12 protein-coding genes are annotated in these 19,462 nt (G+C 65.8%); 7 read left to right on the forward strand and 5 right to left on the reverse strand.

Annotation, left to right across the window (positions count from 1 at the left end; all coding sequences use genetic code 11):
• Positions 1-36: 36 nt before the first annotated feature.
• Positions 37-567, reverse strand: coding sequence for an acyl-CoA thioesterase (locus IE101_RS11435; RefSeq protein WP_189633966.1), 531 nt, complete (start codon positions 565-567; stop codon positions 37-39).
• A 121-nt stretch (positions 568-688) separates the two neighbouring features.
• Between IE101_RS11435 and IE101_RS11440 the strand changes: the two genes are divergently transcribed.
• The 3 genes from IE101_RS11440 to yaaA are packed head-to-tail and all read left to right on the forward strand — an operon-like array spanning position 689 to position 3,853.
• The gene (locus IE101_RS11440) at positions 689-976 is read left to right on the forward strand and encodes a YggT family protein (protein WP_189633967.1); all 288 of its coding nucleotides are present in this window, start codon (positions 689-691) and stop codon (positions 974-976) included.
• A 3-nt stretch (positions 977-979) separates the two neighbouring features.
• A complete protein-coding gene (recQ, locus tag IE101_RS11445) occupies positions 980-3,022 on the forward strand; it encodes a DNA helicase RecQ (RefSeq protein ID WP_189633968.1) in 2,043 nt (680 codons plus the stop codon).
• A gap of 48 nt (positions 3,023-3,070) precedes the next feature.
• Entirely contained in the window at positions 3,071-3,853 is a 783-nt protein-coding gene (yaaA, locus tag IE101_RS11450) for a peroxide stress protein YaaA (protein WP_189633969.1), read from the forward strand.
• Here yaaA and IE101_RS11455 read toward each other — a convergent pair.
• Positions 3,832-6,372 carry a hybrid sensor histidine kinase/response regulator gene (locus IE101_RS11455; RefSeq protein ID WP_189633970.1) on the reverse strand — a complete coding sequence of 847 codons (2,541 nt, stop codon included), beginning with the start codon at positions 6,370-6,372 and terminating at the stop codon, positions 3,832-3,834. The genes yaaA and IE101_RS11455 overlap by 22 nt on opposite strands.
• A 145-nt stretch (positions 6,373-6,517) precedes the next feature.
• Between IE101_RS11455 and IE101_RS11460 the strand changes: the two genes are divergently transcribed.
• The 3 genes from IE101_RS11460 to IE101_RS11470 all read left to right on the forward strand — a co-directional run bounded on the left by IE101_RS11460 (position 6,518) and on the right by IE101_RS11470 (position 15,189).
• Positions 6,518-11,962 (forward strand): alpha-2-macroglobulin family protein, encoded by a 5,445-nt coding sequence (locus tag IE101_RS11460; RefSeq protein WP_189633971.1) that lies wholly within the window; start codon positions 6,518-6,520, stop codon positions 11,960-11,962.
• Entirely contained in the window at positions 11,959-13,995 is a 2,037-nt protein-coding gene (pbpC, locus tag IE101_RS11465) for a penicillin-binding protein 1C (RefSeq protein ID WP_189633972.1), read from the forward strand. The genes IE101_RS11460 and pbpC overlap by 4 nt, the downstream gene beginning before the upstream one ends.
• 81 nt (positions 13,996-14,076) lie before the next feature.
• Entirely contained in the window at positions 14,077-15,189 is a 1,113-nt protein-coding gene (locus IE101_RS11470; protein WP_189633973.1) for an MFS transporter, read from the forward strand.
• Positions 15,190-15,192: 3 nt separating this feature from the next.
• Here the strand turns inward: IE101_RS11470 and IE101_RS11475 are convergent, their stop codons facing one another.
• The 3 genes from IE101_RS11475 to IE101_RS11485 form a co-directional block, all read right to left on the reverse strand.
• Complete coding sequence (locus tag IE101_RS11475; protein WP_189633974.1) at positions 15,193-15,924, reverse strand: metallophosphoesterase family protein; 732 nt, start codon at positions 15,922-15,924, stop codon at positions 15,193-15,195.
• Between the two features lie 96 nt (positions 15,925-16,020).
• Positions 16,021-17,616, reverse strand: coding sequence for a phosphoglycerate dehydrogenase (gene serA / locus IE101_RS11480; RefSeq protein WP_189633975.1), 1,596 nt, complete (start codon positions 17,614-17,616; stop codon positions 16,021-16,023).
• 86 nt (positions 17,617-17,702) lie between these two features.
• Positions 17,703-18,860 carry a phosphoserine transaminase gene (locus IE101_RS11485; RefSeq protein ID WP_189633976.1) on the reverse strand — a complete coding sequence of 386 codons (1,158 nt, stop codon included), beginning with the start codon at positions 18,858-18,860 and terminating at the stop codon, positions 17,703-17,705.
• Between the two features lie 196 nt (positions 18,861-19,056).
• Here IE101_RS11485 and IE101_RS11490 point away from each other — a divergent pair, with 196 nt between their 5' ends.
• A complete protein-coding gene (locus tag IE101_RS11490) occupies positions 19,057-19,413 on the forward strand; it encodes a hypothetical protein (RefSeq protein WP_189633977.1) in 357 nt (118 codons plus the stop codon).
• Positions 19,414-19,462: the final 49 nt, after the last annotated feature.

The following is a 19,462-nucleotide window of genomic DNA, read 5'->3' on the forward strand; positions in this document are numbered from 1 at the left end:
TCAAGCCCGAAACCGGGCGGGCGCGCAAGGGCGGCCTCAGATCTGCGGGGGCCAGGGGCGGTGGGCGTCGGCCGCGATCCAGTGCTGCACCCAGTCGGGCAGCGGGGGGCTGACCGGGTCCTGTCCCAGCGCCGCAATCACGGTGGCGGGCGCCACGATCCCCTGCGCCGAGGTGAAGGCCGACCGGGCCAGCATCTGCGTCGTGCAGGCGTCGCCGCGCCACATGGTCTGGTCGATATAGATGAACCGGTCATCCCACCCGAGGCAGCGCGACCGGATGGTCACGCGCTGAAAGGCCGTCACCCGGCGCCGATAGCGCGTCGAATTGCCGGCAATCGCCATGCCCCAGCGGTTTCGGGCCGCGACTTCGGGCAGGCCCATCCGTACCCCCATGGGCACCCGCCCCAGATCAAAGAGCGTCAGGGTGCGGCCGTTGTTCAGCTCCATCCAGGGGTCGATATCCCAGGGCCAGCAGATGTGCCGGCTTTCATGCAGGTCCAGAATCCCGATCCGCGGCGCGCGGCGGGCTTTCCAGATTTCCTTGGCAAGGCGGACATAGGGATACATGGGGCACCTCCGGCTTTCGGGGTGATGACTTCCCCGTCAACCGTCAAGCAAAACGCTGCGGAACCTGTTGTGCTTTTGGGGTCTGCGCGCTACCTAAACCACAACAGATAGCGAGGGTGCCATGGTTTCGATCCTGCAAATCCTGCTGATGCTTCTCAGCGTCGCGCAATTCATCATCCTAGCCCATATCATCATGAGCTGGCTGATCAACTTTCAGGTCCTGAACCTGCGGCAGCCGCTGGTGGCGCAGGTCTGGTATGGTCTGAACCGCCTGCTCGCCCCGGTCTATGACCGCATCCGCAGCATCCTGCCCGATCTGGGCGGCATTGATCTGGCGCCGCTGGTGGCGCTGCTGGCGATCTACGCGCTGCGGATCGTGATCATCAACAACGCCGCGATGTTCTACTGACCCATGCACCACCCGCGCGAGCTTTTGGCGACGGTCTTCGGCTATGGGGCCTTCCGTCCCGGTCAGGAAGAAATCGTCGAAGCCGTGCTGGAGGGGCGCGACACCCTGGCCATCATGCCTACGGGTGGCGGGAAATCCCTTTGCTTTCAACTGCCTGCTCTTTGCCGCGACGGGGTGACGGTGGTCATCTCTCCGCTGATTGCGCTGATGCGCGATCAGGTCCGCAGCCTGCGTGAAGCCGGGGTCGAGGCCGGGGCGCTGACCTCTGGCAATACCGACGAAGAAACCGAGGCCGTGTTTCAGGCGCTGGATGAGGGGCGGCTCAAGCTGCTCTACATGGCGCCCGAACGGCTCGCCTCGCCCGGGACGATGGGCCTGCTGCGGCGGATCGGCACCCGGCTGATCGCCGTGGATGAGGCGCATTGCGTCAGCCAGTGGGGCCATGACTTCCGCCCCGATTACCTTCGTATTGGCGAACTGAAGCAGAGCCTCGGCGTGCCGCTTGCGGCCTTCACCGCCACGGCGGATGAAGAAACCCGCGCCGAAATCGTGACCCGGCTGTTCGGGGGCGTGGAACCCGCCACCTTCCTGCGTGGGTTTGATCGGCCGAATATCCATCTGGCCTTTGCCGTAAAGGACAATCCGCGCCGCCAGATCCTTGATTTTGCGGGCGCGCGAAAGGGGCAGTCCGGCATTGTCTATTGCGGCACCCGCTCCAAGACCGAGGTGCTGGCCCAGGCGCTGCGCGAGGCGGGCCATGCGGCCTGCCATTATCACGGCGGGATGGAAGCCGAGGACCGCCGCGGCGTCGAGGTGCGGTTTCAGCAGGAAGACGGGCTGATCGTCTGCGCGACCATCGCCTTCGGAATGGGCATCGACAAGCCGGATATCCGCTGGGTCGCCCATGCCGATTTGTCGAAATCCATTGAAGCCTATTATCAGGAAATCGGCCGCGCGGGCCGTGATGGCGCCCCGGCGGAAACGCTCACACTCTATGGCCCCGATGACATCCGCCTGCGCCGCTCGCAGATTGATGAAAGCCAGGCGCCGCTGGACCGCAAGCAGGCCGATCACGCGCGGCTGAACGCCCTGCTGGGTCTGGCCGAGGCGACGGCCTGCCGTCGGCAGGTGTTGCTCTCTTATTTTGGCGAGGCGTCGGAACCTTGCGGGAACTGCGATCTCTGTGATCGTCCGGCCCAGCTTTTTGATGCGACCGATGCCGTCCGCAAGGCGCTGTCGGCGGTGTTGCGCACGGGGGAATCCTTTGGCGCGGGCCATCTGATCGACATTCTGACCGGGGCCGAAACGCCCAAGGTGCGCGAACGCGGTCATGACGCGCTGCCGACCTTCGGTGTGGGGCGCGATCTGAGCAAGACCGCCTGGGGGGCCGTCTTCCGGCAGATGATGGGGCGGGATCTCTTGCGCCCCGACCCCGACCGCTTTGGTGCCCTGCGGATGACCGAAGGTGCCCGCCCCATCCTGCGGGGCGAGGAAACCATCACCCTGCGCCGCGACACCGTGCAGGCCGCCCAACAGCGCACGGCGGTGAAAACGCTGGTGTCGGAAGAGGATGCGCCGCTGCTCTCTGCCCTCAAGGCCAAGCGCCGTGCCCTGGCCGAGGCGGCGCGCGTGCCGGCCTATGTCATTTTCCCGGACCGGACGCTGATCGAAATGGTCGAACGGCGACCCGCCTCGATGGATGATATGGCCCGGATCAGCGGGATCGGTGCGAAGAAACTCGAAAGCTATGGCGCGGCCTTTCTGGCGGTCATTACCGGGGCGACCGAGAACCTGCATCCGCAGCGTCTGCGTCTTGCCGGCCAACCCGCTGCCGATATCTTCGACCGTCTGGCCGAGGCCCAATTGCGTCTGATGCGCGGCGAGGACGGGATCGAGAAACCCCTGTCGCTGTCGCAATCGGTGCTGCGCCGCATCGCCGAGGCGCGCCCGACCACGCTGGCCGATCTGGACCGCGTCGGCGATCTGGGCGCCGCCAAGCTGGAGCGTTTTGGCACGGCCTTCCTGGCGATCTGCCGGGGCGACTGACTTGCCTTTTTGCCCGGGGTCCCTACCTCTCGCCCCGAAGGAGCCGCCATGCTGACCGTGATTTCCCCTGCAAAACGCCTCGATCCTGCGCCGCGCCCGCTGCCAGAAGGGATCGCTGCGACCGAACCCGCCTTTCTGGCCGATGCAACCGCGCTCGCCGGGGTTGCGCGAGAGCTTTCGGTCGCCGAGCTGCGGAAGCTTATGGAGATTTCGGCCGCCATTGGCGAGCTGAACCAGCAGCGTTTTGCCGCCTTCGGCACCCAGCCCAAGACGCCTGCCGGTTTGCTGTTTGCGGGCGATACCTATGCCGGGCTTGAGGCCAAAACCCTCGGCGCCGATGCCTGGCGCTGGGCGGGTCTGCATCTCCGTATCCTTTCGGGCCTCTATGGTTTGCTGCGACCGACGGACGTGATTGAACCCTATCGGCTTGAGATGGGGTCGCGTCTGAAGAACCCGCGCGGCGGCGATCTCTACGCCTATTGGGGCGAACAGCTGGCACAGGCGCTGAACCAGACGGCGGAAGAAGCCGGGACGGGGGTTTTGGTGAATTGCGCTTCGGTCGAGTATTTCTCGGCGGTGGACCTGCGCGCGCTGCGGCTGCGCGTGATCACCCCGGTGTTTCTGGAAGAACGTGCGGGGACGGCCAAGGTCGTGAGCTTCTGGGCCAAGAAAGCGCGTGGCGCGATGGCCCGCTATATCACCGAACATCGCCTGACCGACCCCACCGATCTGCAGGGCTTTGACATAGGTGGCTACCGATTTGACCCTGGGCAGTCCGAGGGCGACCGCTGGGTGTTTTCCCGACAGGATCATGCGGCGGAATCCGCCTGACGATCAAGGGAGGCGAGCAGCGCCCCCTCTGGGCAGAAGCGGGCCAACGCCTCGCAGATCGCGCTGCGGCGCAGGGGTTTGGTCAGGTAATGGTCGATCCCCGCGGCCAGAATCCCTTCGGAATCGCCGGCCATCGCATGGGCAGTCAGCGCGATGATCGGCACATGGGACTGGCCGCCTTCAAGCTGACGGATCGCGCGGGCGGCATCACGCCCGTCCATTTCGGGCATGGAAATATCCATGAAGATCAGGTCTGGCGCAAAGTTCTCGAACAGGGCGACAGCCTCCAACCCGTTGTTCGCAATGGCCAGTTCCAGATCAAGGTCCTTGATCATCTTGCGGAAGACCAGCTGGTTGGTGCGGTTATCCTCGGCCGCAAGAACGCGCATGCGGCGCTGCGGGGCAGGTGGCGCGGGCGTGGGCAGGGGGGCCGGGCTCAGCGCCTGAAGCCTGCGATAGAGATCGGAACGCAGCAGAGGTTTTTGCAGGAAAGCCGTCACCGCCCCGGCCCCCGCAGCCTCGCGCGCGAGCGCAGGATTGCCGCAGAGCAGCAGAACCGGGATCGTCAGCCCCTGCTCCTGCAGGGCCAGCGCCAGCGCCGTTCCTTCCAGATCCGGCATGTCCTGATCGACGAGGATCACGTCGAAGTTGCGGTCCTGTTCCAAAAGCTGCAGCGCCTCGGCCCCCGACCTGCAGAGTGCTGTTTCTGCTCCGCAGGTCGCAAGCTGGCGATCGAGAATGGTGCGGTTGATGAATTTGTCATCCACCACCAGCGCGCGGCGGATCGAAACCGGGACGGGGTGGTCATCGCCTGCCTCGGCCACGGGCAGGGCAAGACGGAAGCCGAAACAGGACCCGCGCCCCAGTTCGCTATCGACCCAGACAGTCCCGCCCATGTGACGGATCAGCCGTTCCGTGATTGCGAGGCCCAGCCCTGTGCCCTCGAATTTGCGGTTCGCCTCGGATTCCACCTGATTGAATTCACCGAAGATATGGTCGAGATGCTCGGCCGCGATGCCGATACCCGTATCTTCGACCGTGATATGGAGCTGCTGCACCCCGGCCTGATCCTCGATCCCGACGATGCGGATCAGTACGTGGCCCGCCTCGGTGAACTTGACAGCATTGCCGATGAGATTGGTCAAGACCTGCCGCAAACGCCCCGGATCGCCCACGAAGCGGGTGGGCAGGAACATGTCGAAGTCGATCAGAAGATCGACCCCCTTGGCCCGGGCGCGCGGCTGCAAAAGCATTGAAACTTCATGGATGACCCGTTCCAGATCGAAGGGTTCGGGGCGCAGGGTCAGGCCTGCAGCCTCGATCTTGGAATAGTCGAGGATGTCGTTGATGATCACCAGAAGCGCCTCGCCCGAAGATCGGATGGTTTCGGCGAAGAGGCGCTGCTCCTCGGTCAGGGGCGTGTCGCAGAGCAGTTCCGCCATGCCCACGACTCCATTCATGGGGGTGCGGATCTCATGGCTCATATTCGCGAGGAAGGCGGATTTCGCGCGCACTGCGGCTTCGGCCGTTTCGCGCGCGGCCTCCAGCGCGGCCTGCTGATCGCGCGCGGCCGTCACATCGACGCGCAGACCCACCCGGCCCCCGTCGGGTGTTTCCTGATCAATCACCCGCAGCCAGCGGTGGTCGGCGACGCGGTGTTCGAAATCGACGCCGGGCCGGGCCCGCAGCGCGAGCCGTTCCTCGATCCAGGCTTCCTCTTGCCCCAGCGCATCGGGGTATTGGCCGTTTTTCAGCCCGAAACGCAGGATATCCTCAAAGGTGGCGCCGGGAACCATGGCCTCGGCGCTTTCGGCGTAGAGGTCGCGGTAGCGCTGATTGCAGACCATCAGCCGGTCTTCGCGGTCAAACAGCACGAACCCATCGGGGATCGCCTCGATCGCGGCCCAGATCCGCATCTGTTCAGTGATGTCGAGCGCGAGACACACCATATCACCATCCCGCGCGCGCCGGTCGACCAGCCGCACCCAAGGCCCCGAGGTGAGATGCAGCACCACGGGTTCAATGGGGTCATTGTCCCAGCGGGCGATCATCTTGCGGCACCAATCGTCCGGAGAATCCGTCCCGATGTTGACGATCCCCTCTTGCGCGATGGCGGCGAGAAGGGCGGCGTAATCCTGACCCGGTGCGATATCGTTGCAGTCAAACAATGCGCGAAATGCGCCATTCGCCGCCACCAGCCGATTGGCGGCATCGAACACGGCAAACCCGTCGCGGATGGTTTCGATGGAATCCCACAGCCGCCGTTCCGCCATGACCGCGGCGGTGTGCGCGCGTTCCAGATCACCCAGAAAGCGCAGGTTCTGCCCCTTGAGCGCCTCGGCCTCGGACAACGCCGATTTCACGACTTGCCGCTGTTCAAAAATCTGATCCGAGAGGGACCGGGCATGCAACGCCAGCTTTTCATTGGCCGCAAACAGCTCGCGGCTTTTTTGCTCCAGCAGGCGTTCCGCTGCCAGCCGCGCCCGCCGTTCCTTTGCCAGCCGATCCATCAGGTCCATGCGATTCCCGTTCCGCAGCGGCCATTCTGGCCCTTTCCCGCCCAAGGCTGGCGGATTGGGGTGAAACAACCCTTAACGCGAAGGCGGTGATTGCGCGAAATGCGGGGCCGTGGCAGCATCCCCCCAGATTTCAGGAGGATATTTCATGCGTTTCTTCCGCCGCGCGGCCCTTTTGGGGCTGGTTCTGTCGGGGCTGATGCTGCCCATGGCCGCCTCCGCGCAAGAGGTGATTCCGGCCAAGCGCTTTGTTCTGAGCGAGGATGCCGACTTGCCCGGCGGCGATGTGGCGACGCAATTCGACACCACGCTGGAGGCCTGCGAACGCGCCTGCCTTGCCCACCAATCCTGCACGCATTTCACCTTCAACACGCGGAACGGGTCCTGTTTTCTCAAGGCCGATCCGGGCGAGGAGGCTTTTTATCAGGGAGCGCTTTCGGGCCGTCTGGTCGCGAATGATGCCAAGGTCGTGGCCAATGCCCCGGCCCGCAAGGCCGAGCTGACCTTCCTGTCAGAGGATGATTTTTCCCGCGCCCTGACCTTGGCGCAGGGGCTGGCGAATGACCATACCTCGGGCCAGTGGAGTGCCGAGGACCATATGGCAAGCGCGCAAGAAATGGAGGCGCAAGGCAACGCCCTTGAGGCCGCCAACTATGCCGGCGCAGCAGTGAATGTGACCGACAAGCCCGAGCTTTGGGTGGAATATTCCCGCCTGTCGCTGCAGCAGGCGCAGGCCAATCAGGGCGACACCGGGCAGGCGCAGGATCGCGCGCTGCTTGCGGCGATCAATGCCTATTTGCGTAGCCCCAACAAGGCCCTGCGCCACACGAGCCTGGTGGTCATGGCCCAGGCGCTGGAGCAGATCGGCCGCGGGTCGGATATGGTCAAGGCGCTGCGTCTGGCGCAGGACACCCAGCCCCGCGACGACACCGCAGCCCTGCTTGAGGATGCGGCCGGAAAGTATGGTTTCCGCGTGCTGGAAACCGATGTGCAATCCGACAATGCCCGCCCGCGCATCTGCGTGAACCTGTCGGAAAATCTGGTCGAAGCGGGGTTGGATTACGCGCCTTTCGTGCAACTGCCCGAACCGGGTTTGACCGTGCAGCCCGGCGGGTGGCGGCAGCTTTGCGTGGAGGGGGTGCAGCATGGCAAACGCTATCAGCTGACCTTCCGTGAAGGTCTGCCCTCGGCCGATGGGCAGGTTCTGGCCAAGTCCGTCACGATCAATTCCTATGTCCGCGACCGTCAGCCGGGCGTGCGTTTTGCGGGGCGGGCCTATGTGCTGCCCAAGACCGACAGTGCCGCGCTGCCTGTGGTCACGGTGAATACCGAAGCGCTTGATCTTGCGCTTTTCCGTGTGTCTGACCGCAACATCCTGCGGGCGGTTCAGAGCGGCTTTGTCGATTGGCCCATCGCTGAATATCAGGAAATGGGCTTTACCGATGATGTGGGCGAACGGCTTTGGACCGGCAGCGCCACGGTGGTTCAGGATGTGAACAAGGATGTCACCACCCGCCTGCCGCTGGCCGAGGCGATCAAGGGGCTGCCTGCTGGGATCTATGCGCTCAAGGCTGCCGTCCCGGGGGTGGACCCCTATACCATTCCAGCCGCCTGGCAATGGTTTGTGGTCACCGATCTGGGCGTGACCTCGCTGTCGGGGACGGACGGGCTACATGTCATCGTCCGCAGTCTTGCCACGGCCGATGCGAAGGCGGGGGTTACAGTCGAACTCCTCAGCCGCGCCAATGCGGTGCTGGGCACCGCGACCACGGATGAAACGGGCTATGCCCGCTTCGACGCGGGGCTGGCGCGGGGTGTGGGCGGGGCGGCACCGGCCATGCTGGTCTTGCGCGACGGGGCGCACGACATGGCCTTCCTGTCGCTGACCGATCCGGAGTTTGACCTTTCCGATCGCGGGGTTGAGGGGCGCGAGGCCGCAGGGCCGGTGGATGTCTTCCTGACCACCGATCGCGGCGCCTACCGTGCCGGGGAAACCGTCTTTGCCACCGCACTGGCGCGCGACGCGCAGGCCGTGGCGATTGAGGGCCTGCCCCTGACCGCCGTATTCAAACGTCCTGACGGGGTGGAATATGCCCGGATCCAGGCCCCTGATGGCGGCAAGGGCGGCCATGTCTTTGCCCAGCCTATCGCCGGGTCCGCCCCGCGCGGGGTCTGGCGGATGGAGGTTTTCGCCGATCTTGAGGCCGATCCGCTGGCCAGCCAGACCTTCCTTGTCGAAGATTTCCTGCCCGAGCGCATCGATTATGACCTGACGCTGGCAGACGGGCCGCTGCGGTTGGGCGATCTGGCGCAGATCGATGTTGAGGCGAAATACCTCTTTGGTGCCCCCGGCGCCGATCTGGGGATCGAAGGCGAAATCCTGCTGCGCGATGCCAAGGAGCTGCCGAAGTTCCCCGGCTATGTCTTCGGCCGCCACGACGGCCCGGTCATCGCGCAGATGGAGGCGATCCCCGCAGGAACCCGCACCGATGCGGCGGGCAAGGCCAGCGTCAGCGCCATGATCCCCGCAGTGGAAGATCCCGGCCGCCCGCTTCAGGCGCGCTTCACCTTGCGGATTGCCGAGGGATCGGGTCGCCCGGTCGAGCGCCGGGTGGAACGGATCCTGACGCCCTCGGCGCCGATGATCGGGGTCAAACCGCTGTTCAAGGGCGAGGTCCCCGAAGGTGGTGAGGCGCGGTTCGAACTGATTGGCGTCAGCCCCGAGGAAACCCCCGCCCCCATGCAGGTCGCGTGGGAGCTGACGCGGATCGAGACGAATTATCAATGGTATAACTATTCCGGCAACTGGAACTGGGAACCTGTGACCACCCGCACCCGCGTGGCCGATGGCAAGGTTGATCTGGGGGGCAGCCCGGTGCAGATCGGGGCGCCGGTGAAATGGGGCCAGTATGAGCTGTCGGTGGCGCGCGTCGATGGCACGTCGGCTGAAACCTCGACCACCTTCTATGCCGGGTGGTATGCGCCCGCCGATACGACCGCGACACCCGACACGCTGGAACTTTCGCTCGACAAACCCGCCTACAAGCCGGGTGAAGTGGCCAAGCTGCGGCTGGTGCCGCGCGCGGCGGGCAAGGCGCTGGTCATGGTCATGTCGAACCGGCTGGTGTCGATGACCTCGGTCGATGTGGCCGAGGGCGAGAACCTGATCGACCTGCCCGTGACCGATGAATGGGGCGCGGGTGTCTATGTCACGGCCTCGGTCCTGCGGCCGATGGATGTGGCGGCGGGGCGCAACCCGGCGCGGTCGTTGGGCCTGACCCATGCGGCGATTGATCCGGGTGCGGCGAAACTGGATGTGGCGGTCGAAGCCCCGGCCGAGGCTGCACCGCGTGGCCCGGTCGATCTGGCGGTGCGCGTCAAGGGGCTGGCCGAGGGCGATACCGCCTTTGTCACCGTGGCGGCGGTGGATGTGGGGATCCTGAACCTGACCGGGTTCAAGGCACCCGATCCTGCGAGCCATTACTTCGGCCAGCGCAAGCTGGGTGTCGGCATCCGTGATGTGTACGGGCGCCTGATCGACGGGCTGAACGGGGCCGAGGGGCAGGTTCGGTCTGGCGGGGACGCCGGGGCGCAGGCCCGCCTGCAGGCCCCCCCGCCCACGGAAGAGCTGGTGGCTTATTTCACCGGCCCTGTCGCCGTGGGGCCGGATGGGCTGGCCAAGGTCAGCTTTGACCTGCCGTCCTTCAACGGCACGGTCAAGGTGATGGCCGTGGCTTGGTCGGGCCGTGCCGTCGGGCAGGCGCAGGCCGATGTTCTGGTGCGTGATCCCGTGGTCGTGACCGCCTCGGTCCCGCGCTTCATGGCGCCAGGCGATGAAAGCCGGATGCTGCTGGAAATCGTCCATGCCACCGGCCCTGCCGGGCGCATGAAGCTGGCGGTGCAGGCCGGGGGGCTGACGTTGGGCGACGTTCCGGCCGAGGTGGACCTTGGCGAAAAACAGAAACAGGTGATCCGCGTGCCGCTGCGTGCCGTGGCGGCGGGGGTGCAGACCGTTACCGTCACCCTGACCACGCCCGATGGCCGCGATCTGGTGAAGAAACTGGTCCTGCCGGTGCAGTCGAACGAACCCGAGGTCGCGCGCATTTCGCGCCTTGATCTGGAATCGGGGCAGACCTTCACCTTTGACACCAGCGTTTTCGCAGGGATGCAGCCCGGCACCGGCAAGGCCACGCTCGCCATTGGCCCGCTGGCGCGGCTGAATGTGCCGGGTGTCCTCGCGGCGCTGGACCGCTATCCCTATGGCTGCACCGAACAGATGACTTCGCGCGCGCTGCCGCTGGTTTATTTCGATCAGGTCGCGCAGGCGATGCAGCTGAGGGGGGCCGAGAATATCGGCCTTCGGATCGATCAGGCGGTGACAGAGATCCTGCAGAACCAGAATGGCGAAGGCGCCTTTGGCCTGTGGTCGGCGCCGGAATACAGTGGCGGGGATCTCTGGCTTGATGCCTATGTGACCGATTTCCTCAGTCGGGCGCGGGCGCAGGGCCATGCGGTGCCGGATCTGGCCTTCCGCAATGCCTTGGACAATCTCAGAAATCAGGTGAACTACTATGCCGATTTCGACAGCGGCGGGCAGGATCTGGCCTATGCGCTGCTGGTTCTGGCGCGCGAAGGCGCCGCTGCGGTGGGGGATCTGCGCTATTATGCGGATGTGAAGGGCGATGCCTTTGCCACGCCCCTGGCACAGGCGCAGCTGGGGGCGGCGCTGGCGTCCTACGGTGATCCGCTGCGCGCCGATGCCATGTTCCGCAAGGCCATGGCCGCGCTGGATGCGGCCCAACCCGAAACGGCCCAGGTCCTGCGCGCCGACTACGGCACCAATCTGCGTGATGCGGCGGGGTTGCTGACGCTCGCCGTCGAATCCGGATCGCAGGCCGTGGACCGCGAGGCGCTGGTGGCGCGGATCGCAACCGCTGGTGCTATGTCCACGCAGGAAAGCGTCTGGACGCTGCTGGCCTCGAACGCGCTGATTGACGGGGGGGCGGCCGATGTCACGCTGAATGGTGCGGCCCCGGAAGGCCCGCTGGTCCGCGCGCTGGCCGATGGCGACGCGCCGGTTGTGGTGGAAAACACGGGCGCCAAAACCGCGCTGACGGTGACCACCTATGGCGTGCCGTCCGATCCGGTGGCGGCGGGCGGCAATGGTTATGCCATCACCCGGCAGTATTACACGCTGGAAGGCGCCCCCGTGACGCCCGATCAGGTGAAGGTCGGCACCCGTCTGGTTGCCGTGCTGGAGGTGACACCCTTCGGCACCGGCGAGGCGCGGCTGATGGTCAGCGATCCGCTGCCCGCCGGGTTCGAGATCGACAACCCCAATCTGATCAGCGGCGGCAATGTGCAGGCGCTGGATGGGCTGGGGCTGCTGGCCGAAACCAGCCATACCGAATTCCGGCAGGATCGCTTTCTTGCCGCGCTGGATCGGTATGACAACGCGCCTTTCCGGCTGGGTTACATCGTGCGCGCAGTCTCGCCGGGGCAATTCACGCATCCTTCGGCCTCGGTCGAAGACATGTACCGCCCCGATTTCCGCGCCCAAAGCGGGACAGGCCAGATCACGATCACGGAATGATGCGCGCGCGCTATCCCCTGGCCTTGGCCGCTGCCCTTTGGGTGGCGGCCTTTGGCATGGATCGGGGGCGCGACTGGATTGCCGCAACTGATTTGCCGTCCCTGACGCTTGCCACCTCGACCGAGGTGGTGGATCGCGGCGGCATCCTGCTGCGCGCCTATACCGTAGCCGATGGGCGTTGGCGCATGGCCGTCACCCCCGATGCGGTGGACCCCCGTTATATCGCCATGCTGGTCGCCTATGAGGACAAGCGGTTCTGGCAGCATGGCGGGGTGGATCTGCGGGCGCTTGGCCGTGCCGTGGCGCAGGCGGTCTGGAATGGGCGGGTGGTTTCGGGCGGCTCGACCCTGACGATGCAGGTCGCCCGGCTGCTGGAGGAAAGCGGGACGGGCGCCGTTGCAGGCAAGCTTCGCCAGATGCGGGTGGCGCTGGCGTTGGAACAACGTCTGACCAAAGCGCAGATTTTGCAGCTTTATCTGCACCTTGCGCCCTTTGGCGGCAATCTGGAAGGCGTGCGCGCCGCAAGTCTTGCCTATTTCGGTAAGGAGCCACGCCGCCTGACCCCGGCCGAGGCGGCGCTGCTGGTGGCGATCCCCCAGTCGCCCGAGGGGCGGCGCCCCGACCGCCACCCCGGCCGTGCGGTTGCGGCGCGCGACCGGGTGTTGGAGCGCGCGCTACGCGACGGGCTGCTGACGGCCGAGGAAGCACGGGAAACACGGGGCGAACAGGTGCCACAAGCGCGACTGCCGGTGCCGATGCTCGCCCCCCATCTGGCCGACCGGGCGGTGCGTGCCGCCCCAAGCCGGCCGCGCCATGTGCTGACGCTGGATGCCGGGGTGCAGCGCGGGCTTGAGGGATTGGCGCGGCAGGCGGTGGCCGACCGGGGGGCGCAGATGCAGATCGCCATTCTGGTGGCCGATCACCAATCGGGCGAAATCCTCGCCTCGGTCGGATCGGCGGGGTTTGTCGCGGATCAGCGGCAGGGCTTTGTCGATATGACCATGGCGCTGCGATCGCCCGGATCGACGTTGAAGCCGCTGGTCTATGGTCTGGCCTTCGATGAGGGGCTGGCCCACCCCGAAACCCTGATCGACGACAAGCCCGTCAGTTTCGGCACCTATGCACCGCAGAACTTTGACAAGATCTATCGCGGCACGCTGCGGGTGCGGGATGCATTGCAGCAATCGCTGAACATTCCGGTGGTGCTTCTGACTGATGCGCTGGGTCCGGCCAAGGTGATTGCGGCGATGCGGCGGGCGGGTATGGCGCCCGCGCTGAAGGGGGATGAGCCGGGCCTTGCCATCAGCCTGGGGGGCGTGGGCGTGACGCTGACCGATATGGTGCAGCTTTACGCGGCCATCGCGCGGGGCGGCGTGGCACTGCCCCTGCGTTTTACCGGCGACGGGGCCGAGGGCCAGCGCCTGATGTCGGCTGTCGCGGCCTGGCAGGTGGCCGATATTCTTTCGGGCCTGCCGCCCCCGGCGGGGGCGCCGGAAAACCGGCTCGCCTACAAGACCGGCACCTCTTACGGCTATCGCGATGCCTGGGCGATCGGGTTTGACGGTCGCTATGTTGCCGGGGTCTGGATGGGGCGGGCCGATGGCACCCCGGTTCCGGGGGCTTTTGGTGGTGATCTGGCCGCGCCGATCCTGTTTCAGGTCATGGGCCGGGTCAGCCGCAGCCTGACGCCGCTGCCTCCACCGCCCCCTGCCACGCTTCTGGTGTCCAACGCGCAATTGCCGCAACCACTGCGCCGGTTCCGGTCGCGCGAGGCGGCGTTTCAGGTGGCGGCAGATGCCCCGGTGCTGACCTTCCCCCCTGACGGGGCCGAGGTCGAGCGGCTGGAGGGGCAGCTTCTGGTCAAGCTGCGTGGCGGCACGGCGCCCTTCACCTTGCTGGCCGATGGCGTGCCGGTGCAGACGGGCCTGCGTCAGCGTGAGACGGTCTTGCCCATGGCGGGGCTGGGGTTTGTCACGCTCAGCGTCGTCGATGCCGAGGGGCGGTCGAACCGTGTGCGCTTTTGGCTGCGCTAGCGCGGCGCTCCGCTCACGCCCCCGATTGACAAGACGGCCCGAGAGGCAGAAGCACGGGCGCGCGCAGGACAGGGGCAGAACATGACCGAGGCGGCACAGGGCCGGATGCTTCTTCTGATGGTCGGGATTGCGACCTTCTTTTTTATGGGCGGGTTGCAGGCCGTCTATGGCCCCGCCCTGCCGGTGCTCGCGCGGGAAATGCAGGTCAGCCTGGCCGAGGTTTCGGTGCTGTTCACTGTGCATTGGGTCGGCTCGGCCGGTGGGGTTGCCGCGATGTTCCTGCTGGGCAACCGCATGACGCCGCGCCGGTTGCTCTTGGCGCTGCTGACGGGGGCGGTGCTGCTGGGCGCGGGTCTGGGCTGGGGCGCGACGCTGGCCGGTGCCTTTATGGCGGGTCTGGGGCAGGGCTGCGCGGCGGTGGTCTTCAACCCGCGACTTCTGGCGGCCTTTGGTGCGCGCGGACCGGCCATGCTGAACCTGATCAATGCCGTCTTCGGCGCGGGGGCGATTTTGGCGCCGCTGGCCTTTGTTGCGGTGGGGGGCGCCTATGGGCTGGTCTTCCTCGCGCTGGCACTGGCCTTTGCGCTGACGCTGATCAGGGCGCGGGATGTCTGCCGGGTCGAAGTGCCCGTGGGCGGTGCGCCGCTGCGGCCGGATTTCACCATCCTGACGCTGGGCGCCTTCGGCATCGGGTTCGAGGCGAGCCTGATCGGCCTTGGCCCCGCGGCCCTGGTGCAGGCGGGTGCGACCGAGGTCCATGCGGCCGAACTGCTATCAGCCTTTTTCGTGACCTTCCTTATCGCGCGGGTGGTGATGACGCTGGTGGCCCATATGATCGGGTCTTTCGCGCAATATGTGCTGTCGGTCGCGGGGGTGGCGCTGACCATGGCGGGGGCGGTGGTGCTGCCGCCAGATTGGCTTTTTGTGCTGTCGGGCGCCTTTGCCGCGACGATCTTCCCGGCCTATTTCGTCGAAGGTGTGGCGCGCATGGGCAGTGGCCCGCGGGTGGCCCCGCTGATCATCGCCGGGGGGCTGGTGGGGGGCATCGGCATGCCCTTCGTGCTGGCCCGCGTGACCGAGGGGCTGGGCCCGCGCGGGTTCTTCCTGGTGCTGGCGGTCATGGCGACGGCGGTGGTAATCGGGGCGCTGGCGTCACGTGTTCTCAACCGCGAGGCCGAGGCCAGCCGGGCCTGACCCTCAAGCTGGGCGCAGCGGCACCCGGCCTTCCGGGGTCAGCACATGGATCTGGTCATCCTCCAGCACGATGGCGGTCAGCGGTCCGCCATAGGCGGCGGAGCTGTCGATATTGACGCGATTGCCGTAATGCTGCGCCTCGGGCAGGGCGGTATGGCCATGCACCACCAGAACCCCGTGATCGCGCGTGTCTGACAGAAAGGGTTCGCGGATCCAGACCAGATCGGTTTCCGTCTGATCAGCCAGCGCCACGCCCGGCCGGATGCCCGCATGGACAAAGACCCATGGCCCCATGGCCAGATGGGTGGGCCGCGCCGCCAGCCAGTCGCGCTGCGCCTGCGGCACGGCGGCCAGCGCATCGCGATGCACCGGCGCAATCGGGCGATCGCCCGGCGCGTGGATGCCGTAGGAGGCCAGCGTTGTTGCCCCGCCGAGGCGAGGGTGCAGCCAACTCAGCCCTTCGCGCAGGCCGGGTTCGGGCGCATGGGGATCGTCGAGAAAGCGCAGGAACATGCGGTCGTGGTTGCCTTTCAGCACCTCCCAATCCGCGCCGCGCGCCTGACCGGCCAACAGAAATTCGATCACGCCGCGGCTGTCGGGGCCGCGGTCCACCAGATCGCCCAGATGGATGATCGGGGCGGGGCCGTGCCGTTCCATATCTGCCGCAATCCGCGCATGGGCGCGTTCCAGCAGGGCCAGATGGCCGTGAATATCCCCGATGGCATAGGCGCGCATCTTCAAACCCCTGATCCTGCAAGCATCCGCCCCGCACCGGGCGCCAGAAAGCGCAAAGGCCGGGGTTGCCCCCGGCCTTTGCGAAACAGCGATGGATCAGGCCACTTCGAATTGCAGCGGCTTGACCTGGCTGAACATGCCCGTCGCCTCGAGCGTATCGACCACCTTGGGGTCAATCGCCTGATCGAGGTAGAGCAGCGCAATCGCATCCTGCCCCACGCCCGACCGGCCAAGGGTGAAGTTCGCGATGTTCACGCCGTTCTTGCCCATGGTCATGCCCAGCAGACCGATGATGCCCGGCACGTCCTCGTTGGTGGTATAGAGCATATGCGCCCCGACCTCGGCGTCGATGTTGATGCCCTTGATCTGGATGAAGCGCGGCTTGCCATCGGCAAAGCAGGTGCCCGCGACCGAGCGTTCACGCTTGTCCGTGACCATCGTCACCTTGATATAGGCATCAAACACGCCGGTCTTGTCCTGACGGGTGGTCGAGATCTGGATGCCCTTGTCCTTGGCGACGACCGGGGCCGAGACGAGGTTCACATCGGGGTTCTGCGCCTTCAACACACCCGCAATCACCGCCTGGTTCAGCGCGGGGGTGTTCATCTCTGCCACGCGGCCATCGTAAAGGATGTTGATGGCGCGGATCGGCTCATCCGTCATCTGGCCGATGAACGCGCCCAGATGGCCGGCAAGCTTGATCCACGGCCCCATGACGGCGGCCTGTTCGGCGGTGACATTGGGCATGTTCAGCGCGTTCGACACGGCGCCGGTCAGCAGATAGTCGGACATCTGTTCCGCCACCTGCAGGGCGACGTTTTCCTGCGCTTCTGTGGTCGAGGCACCAAGGTGGGGGGTGCAGACGACATTGGGGTGGCCGAACAGCGAGTTTTCGGTCGCGGGCTCCACCTCGAACACGTCCAGCGCGGCCCCGGCAACATGGCCGGAATTCAGCGCCTCAAGCAGCGCCGCCTCATCCACCAGACCGCCGCGGGCGCAGTTGATGATGCGCACGCCCTTGCGGGTCTTGGCGAGGTTTTCCTTCGACAGGATGTTGCGGGTCTTGTCGGTCAGCGGCACGTGCAGGGTGATGAAATCGGCGCGGGCCAACAGATCGTCGAGCTCGACCTTGGTCACGCCCAGCTGCTTGGCGCGTTCTTCCGACAGGAAGGGGTCATAGGCCACGACCTTCATCTTCAGGCCAACGGCGCGGTCGCAGACGATGCCGCCGATGTTCCCGGCCCCGATCACGCCCAGCGTCTTGTTGAACAACTCGACTCCCATGAACTTGGACTTTTCCCATTTGCCCGCATGGGTCGAGGCATTGGCCTCGGGGATCTGGCGGGCGATGGCGAACATCATGGCGATGGCATGTTCGGCCGTGGTGATCGAGTTGCCGAAAGGCGTGTTCATCACGATCACGCCCTTTTTCGAGGCGGCCGGGATATCCACATTGTCCACGCCGATCCCGGCGCGGCCCACCACCTTCAGGTTGGTGGCATTTTCCAGCAGCTTTTCGGTGACTTTGGTCGCCGAGCGGATGGCAAGGCCGTCATACTGACCGATGATTTCGGCCAGCTTTTCCTTGTCCTTGCCAAGCTTCGGCATGTAGTCGACCTCGACGCCACGGTCGCGGAAGATCTGGACGGCGGTTTCGGAAAGTTCGTCGGAAACGAGAACGCGGGGGGCCATTGCGGTGGTTCCTTGAAGATATGTCTGGAAAGCAGGGTGGGGGTTTTCCCCCACCCGTCAAATGCGTCAGGCGCGGTCAGGCAGCCTCAGGCCGCCTGGGCCAGCGTTGCGATTTCGGCGTTGAAGGCGTATTCGATCCACGGCATCAGCGCCGCGACATCGGTCTGTTCCACCGTGGCGCCACACCAGATGCGCAGGCCGGGCGGGGCGTCGCGATAGGCGCCGGCGTCAAGGGCCACGCCCTCTTTCTCCAGCCGCTTTGCAACGTTCTTGGCGAAGGTCGCCCCGTCGGTGATGCGCGGATCGGTGAACTTCAGGCAGACCGAGGTGCAAGAGGCCGTTGCCGGGTCCACTGCCAGATTGGCGATCCAGGGTTTGTCCGCGATGAAATCGGCGATGGCCTTGGCATTCGCCTCGCTCCGCGCGATCAGCCCCGGCAGACCGCCGATCGACTTGGCCCATTTCAGCGCCACCAGATAGTCTTCGACGCAAAGCATCGAGGGCGTGTTGATGGTTTCGCCGACGAAGATGCCTTCGATCAGCTTGCCCTTCGAGGTGAGGCGGAAAATCTTGGGCAGCGGCCAGGCGGGGGTATAGCTTTCCAGCCGTTCCACCGCGCGCGGCGACAGGATCAGCACGCCATGCGCGCCTTCCCCGCCCAGCACCTTCTGCCAGCTGAAGGTCGTCACGTCGAGCTTGTCCCAAGGCAGGTCCATGGCGAAGGCGGCGCTGGTGGCGTCGCAGATCGTCAGGCCCGCGCGGGTGGCCGGGATGGCATCGCCATTCGGCACGCGGCAGCCCGAGGTGGTGCCGTTCCAGGTGAAGACGACATCGCGGTCAAAATCGACGGTGGCGAAATCGACAATCTCGCCATAGGGGGCGATCTGGACCTTGGCGTCCAGCTTCAGCTGCTTCACCACATCGGTGACCCAGCCTTCGCCAAAGCTTTCCCAGGCCAGCATTTCCACCGGGCGCGCGCCCAGCAGGCTCCACAGCGCCATTTCGACGGCGCCGGTATCCGAGGCGGGCACGATCCCGATGCGGTAATCCGCAGGGACGCCCAGAATTTCACGGGTCAGGTCGATCGCCTCTTTCAGCTTCGATTTGCCGATGGCAGCACGGTGCGAGCGGCCGAACGGCGCATCAGCAAGCATGTCAACGGAGAAGCCGGGGATCTTGGCGCAGGGGCCAGACGAAAAGCGCGGGTTGGCCGGGCGCTGTGCCGGGGCGATCAAATCAGCCATGGTATCCTTCCAGATAAACGCCCCTCGGTGGGGAGGGGTTTCCCGCTGATCTGGATAGGGGGAATCAGACGCCGCGGCAAGCGGAAATGTCGTTTCCGATCGGAAACGGGTCGTATGGGGCAAAGTGCCCGCTCCGGCACCGGATCTGGCCCGCAAGCCCGTTGCAGGCAGGGCGGCTTTGGGGCAAGACAGCCGCATGTTTTCGCCCCGAAGCCCCCGTTTTGCAGCTTGGTTGCTGCCGATCCTGACCCTTGCCCTGCTGGCAATCGGGTTTGGTCATCGTGTGCCGGTGGCGGGGAATGCGGGACTTGCGGCCTATGTCGCGGCCTGGGGCGATGCGTCAGATCTTTGCGCCAAGGGCATGGACGGTCAGGCGCGGGGCGATGAATGCCCGGTCTGCCATCTGACCGCCGGGGCTGCGCTGCCCACCCCCGTCGCGGTGGTGCGCTTCGATCCGCGCCCTCTGGTGCTGCGCCTCGTGTCGGCGCCCGCCCGTCTGCCGGTTCCGGCGCATATCACCCGACACGGCGCCCGCGCGCCACCCCTCGTCTGATCCTTTGCTGTCTGCGCAGCGGCCATCCGGCTGCCTGCCCTCGCTTTTT

Origin of the sequence: Gemmobacter lanyuensis (genome assembly GCF_014652355.1) — a bacterium.
GTDB lineage: Bacteria > Pseudomonadota > Alphaproteobacteria > Rhodobacterales > Rhodobacteraceae > Gemmobacter > Gemmobacter lanyuensis.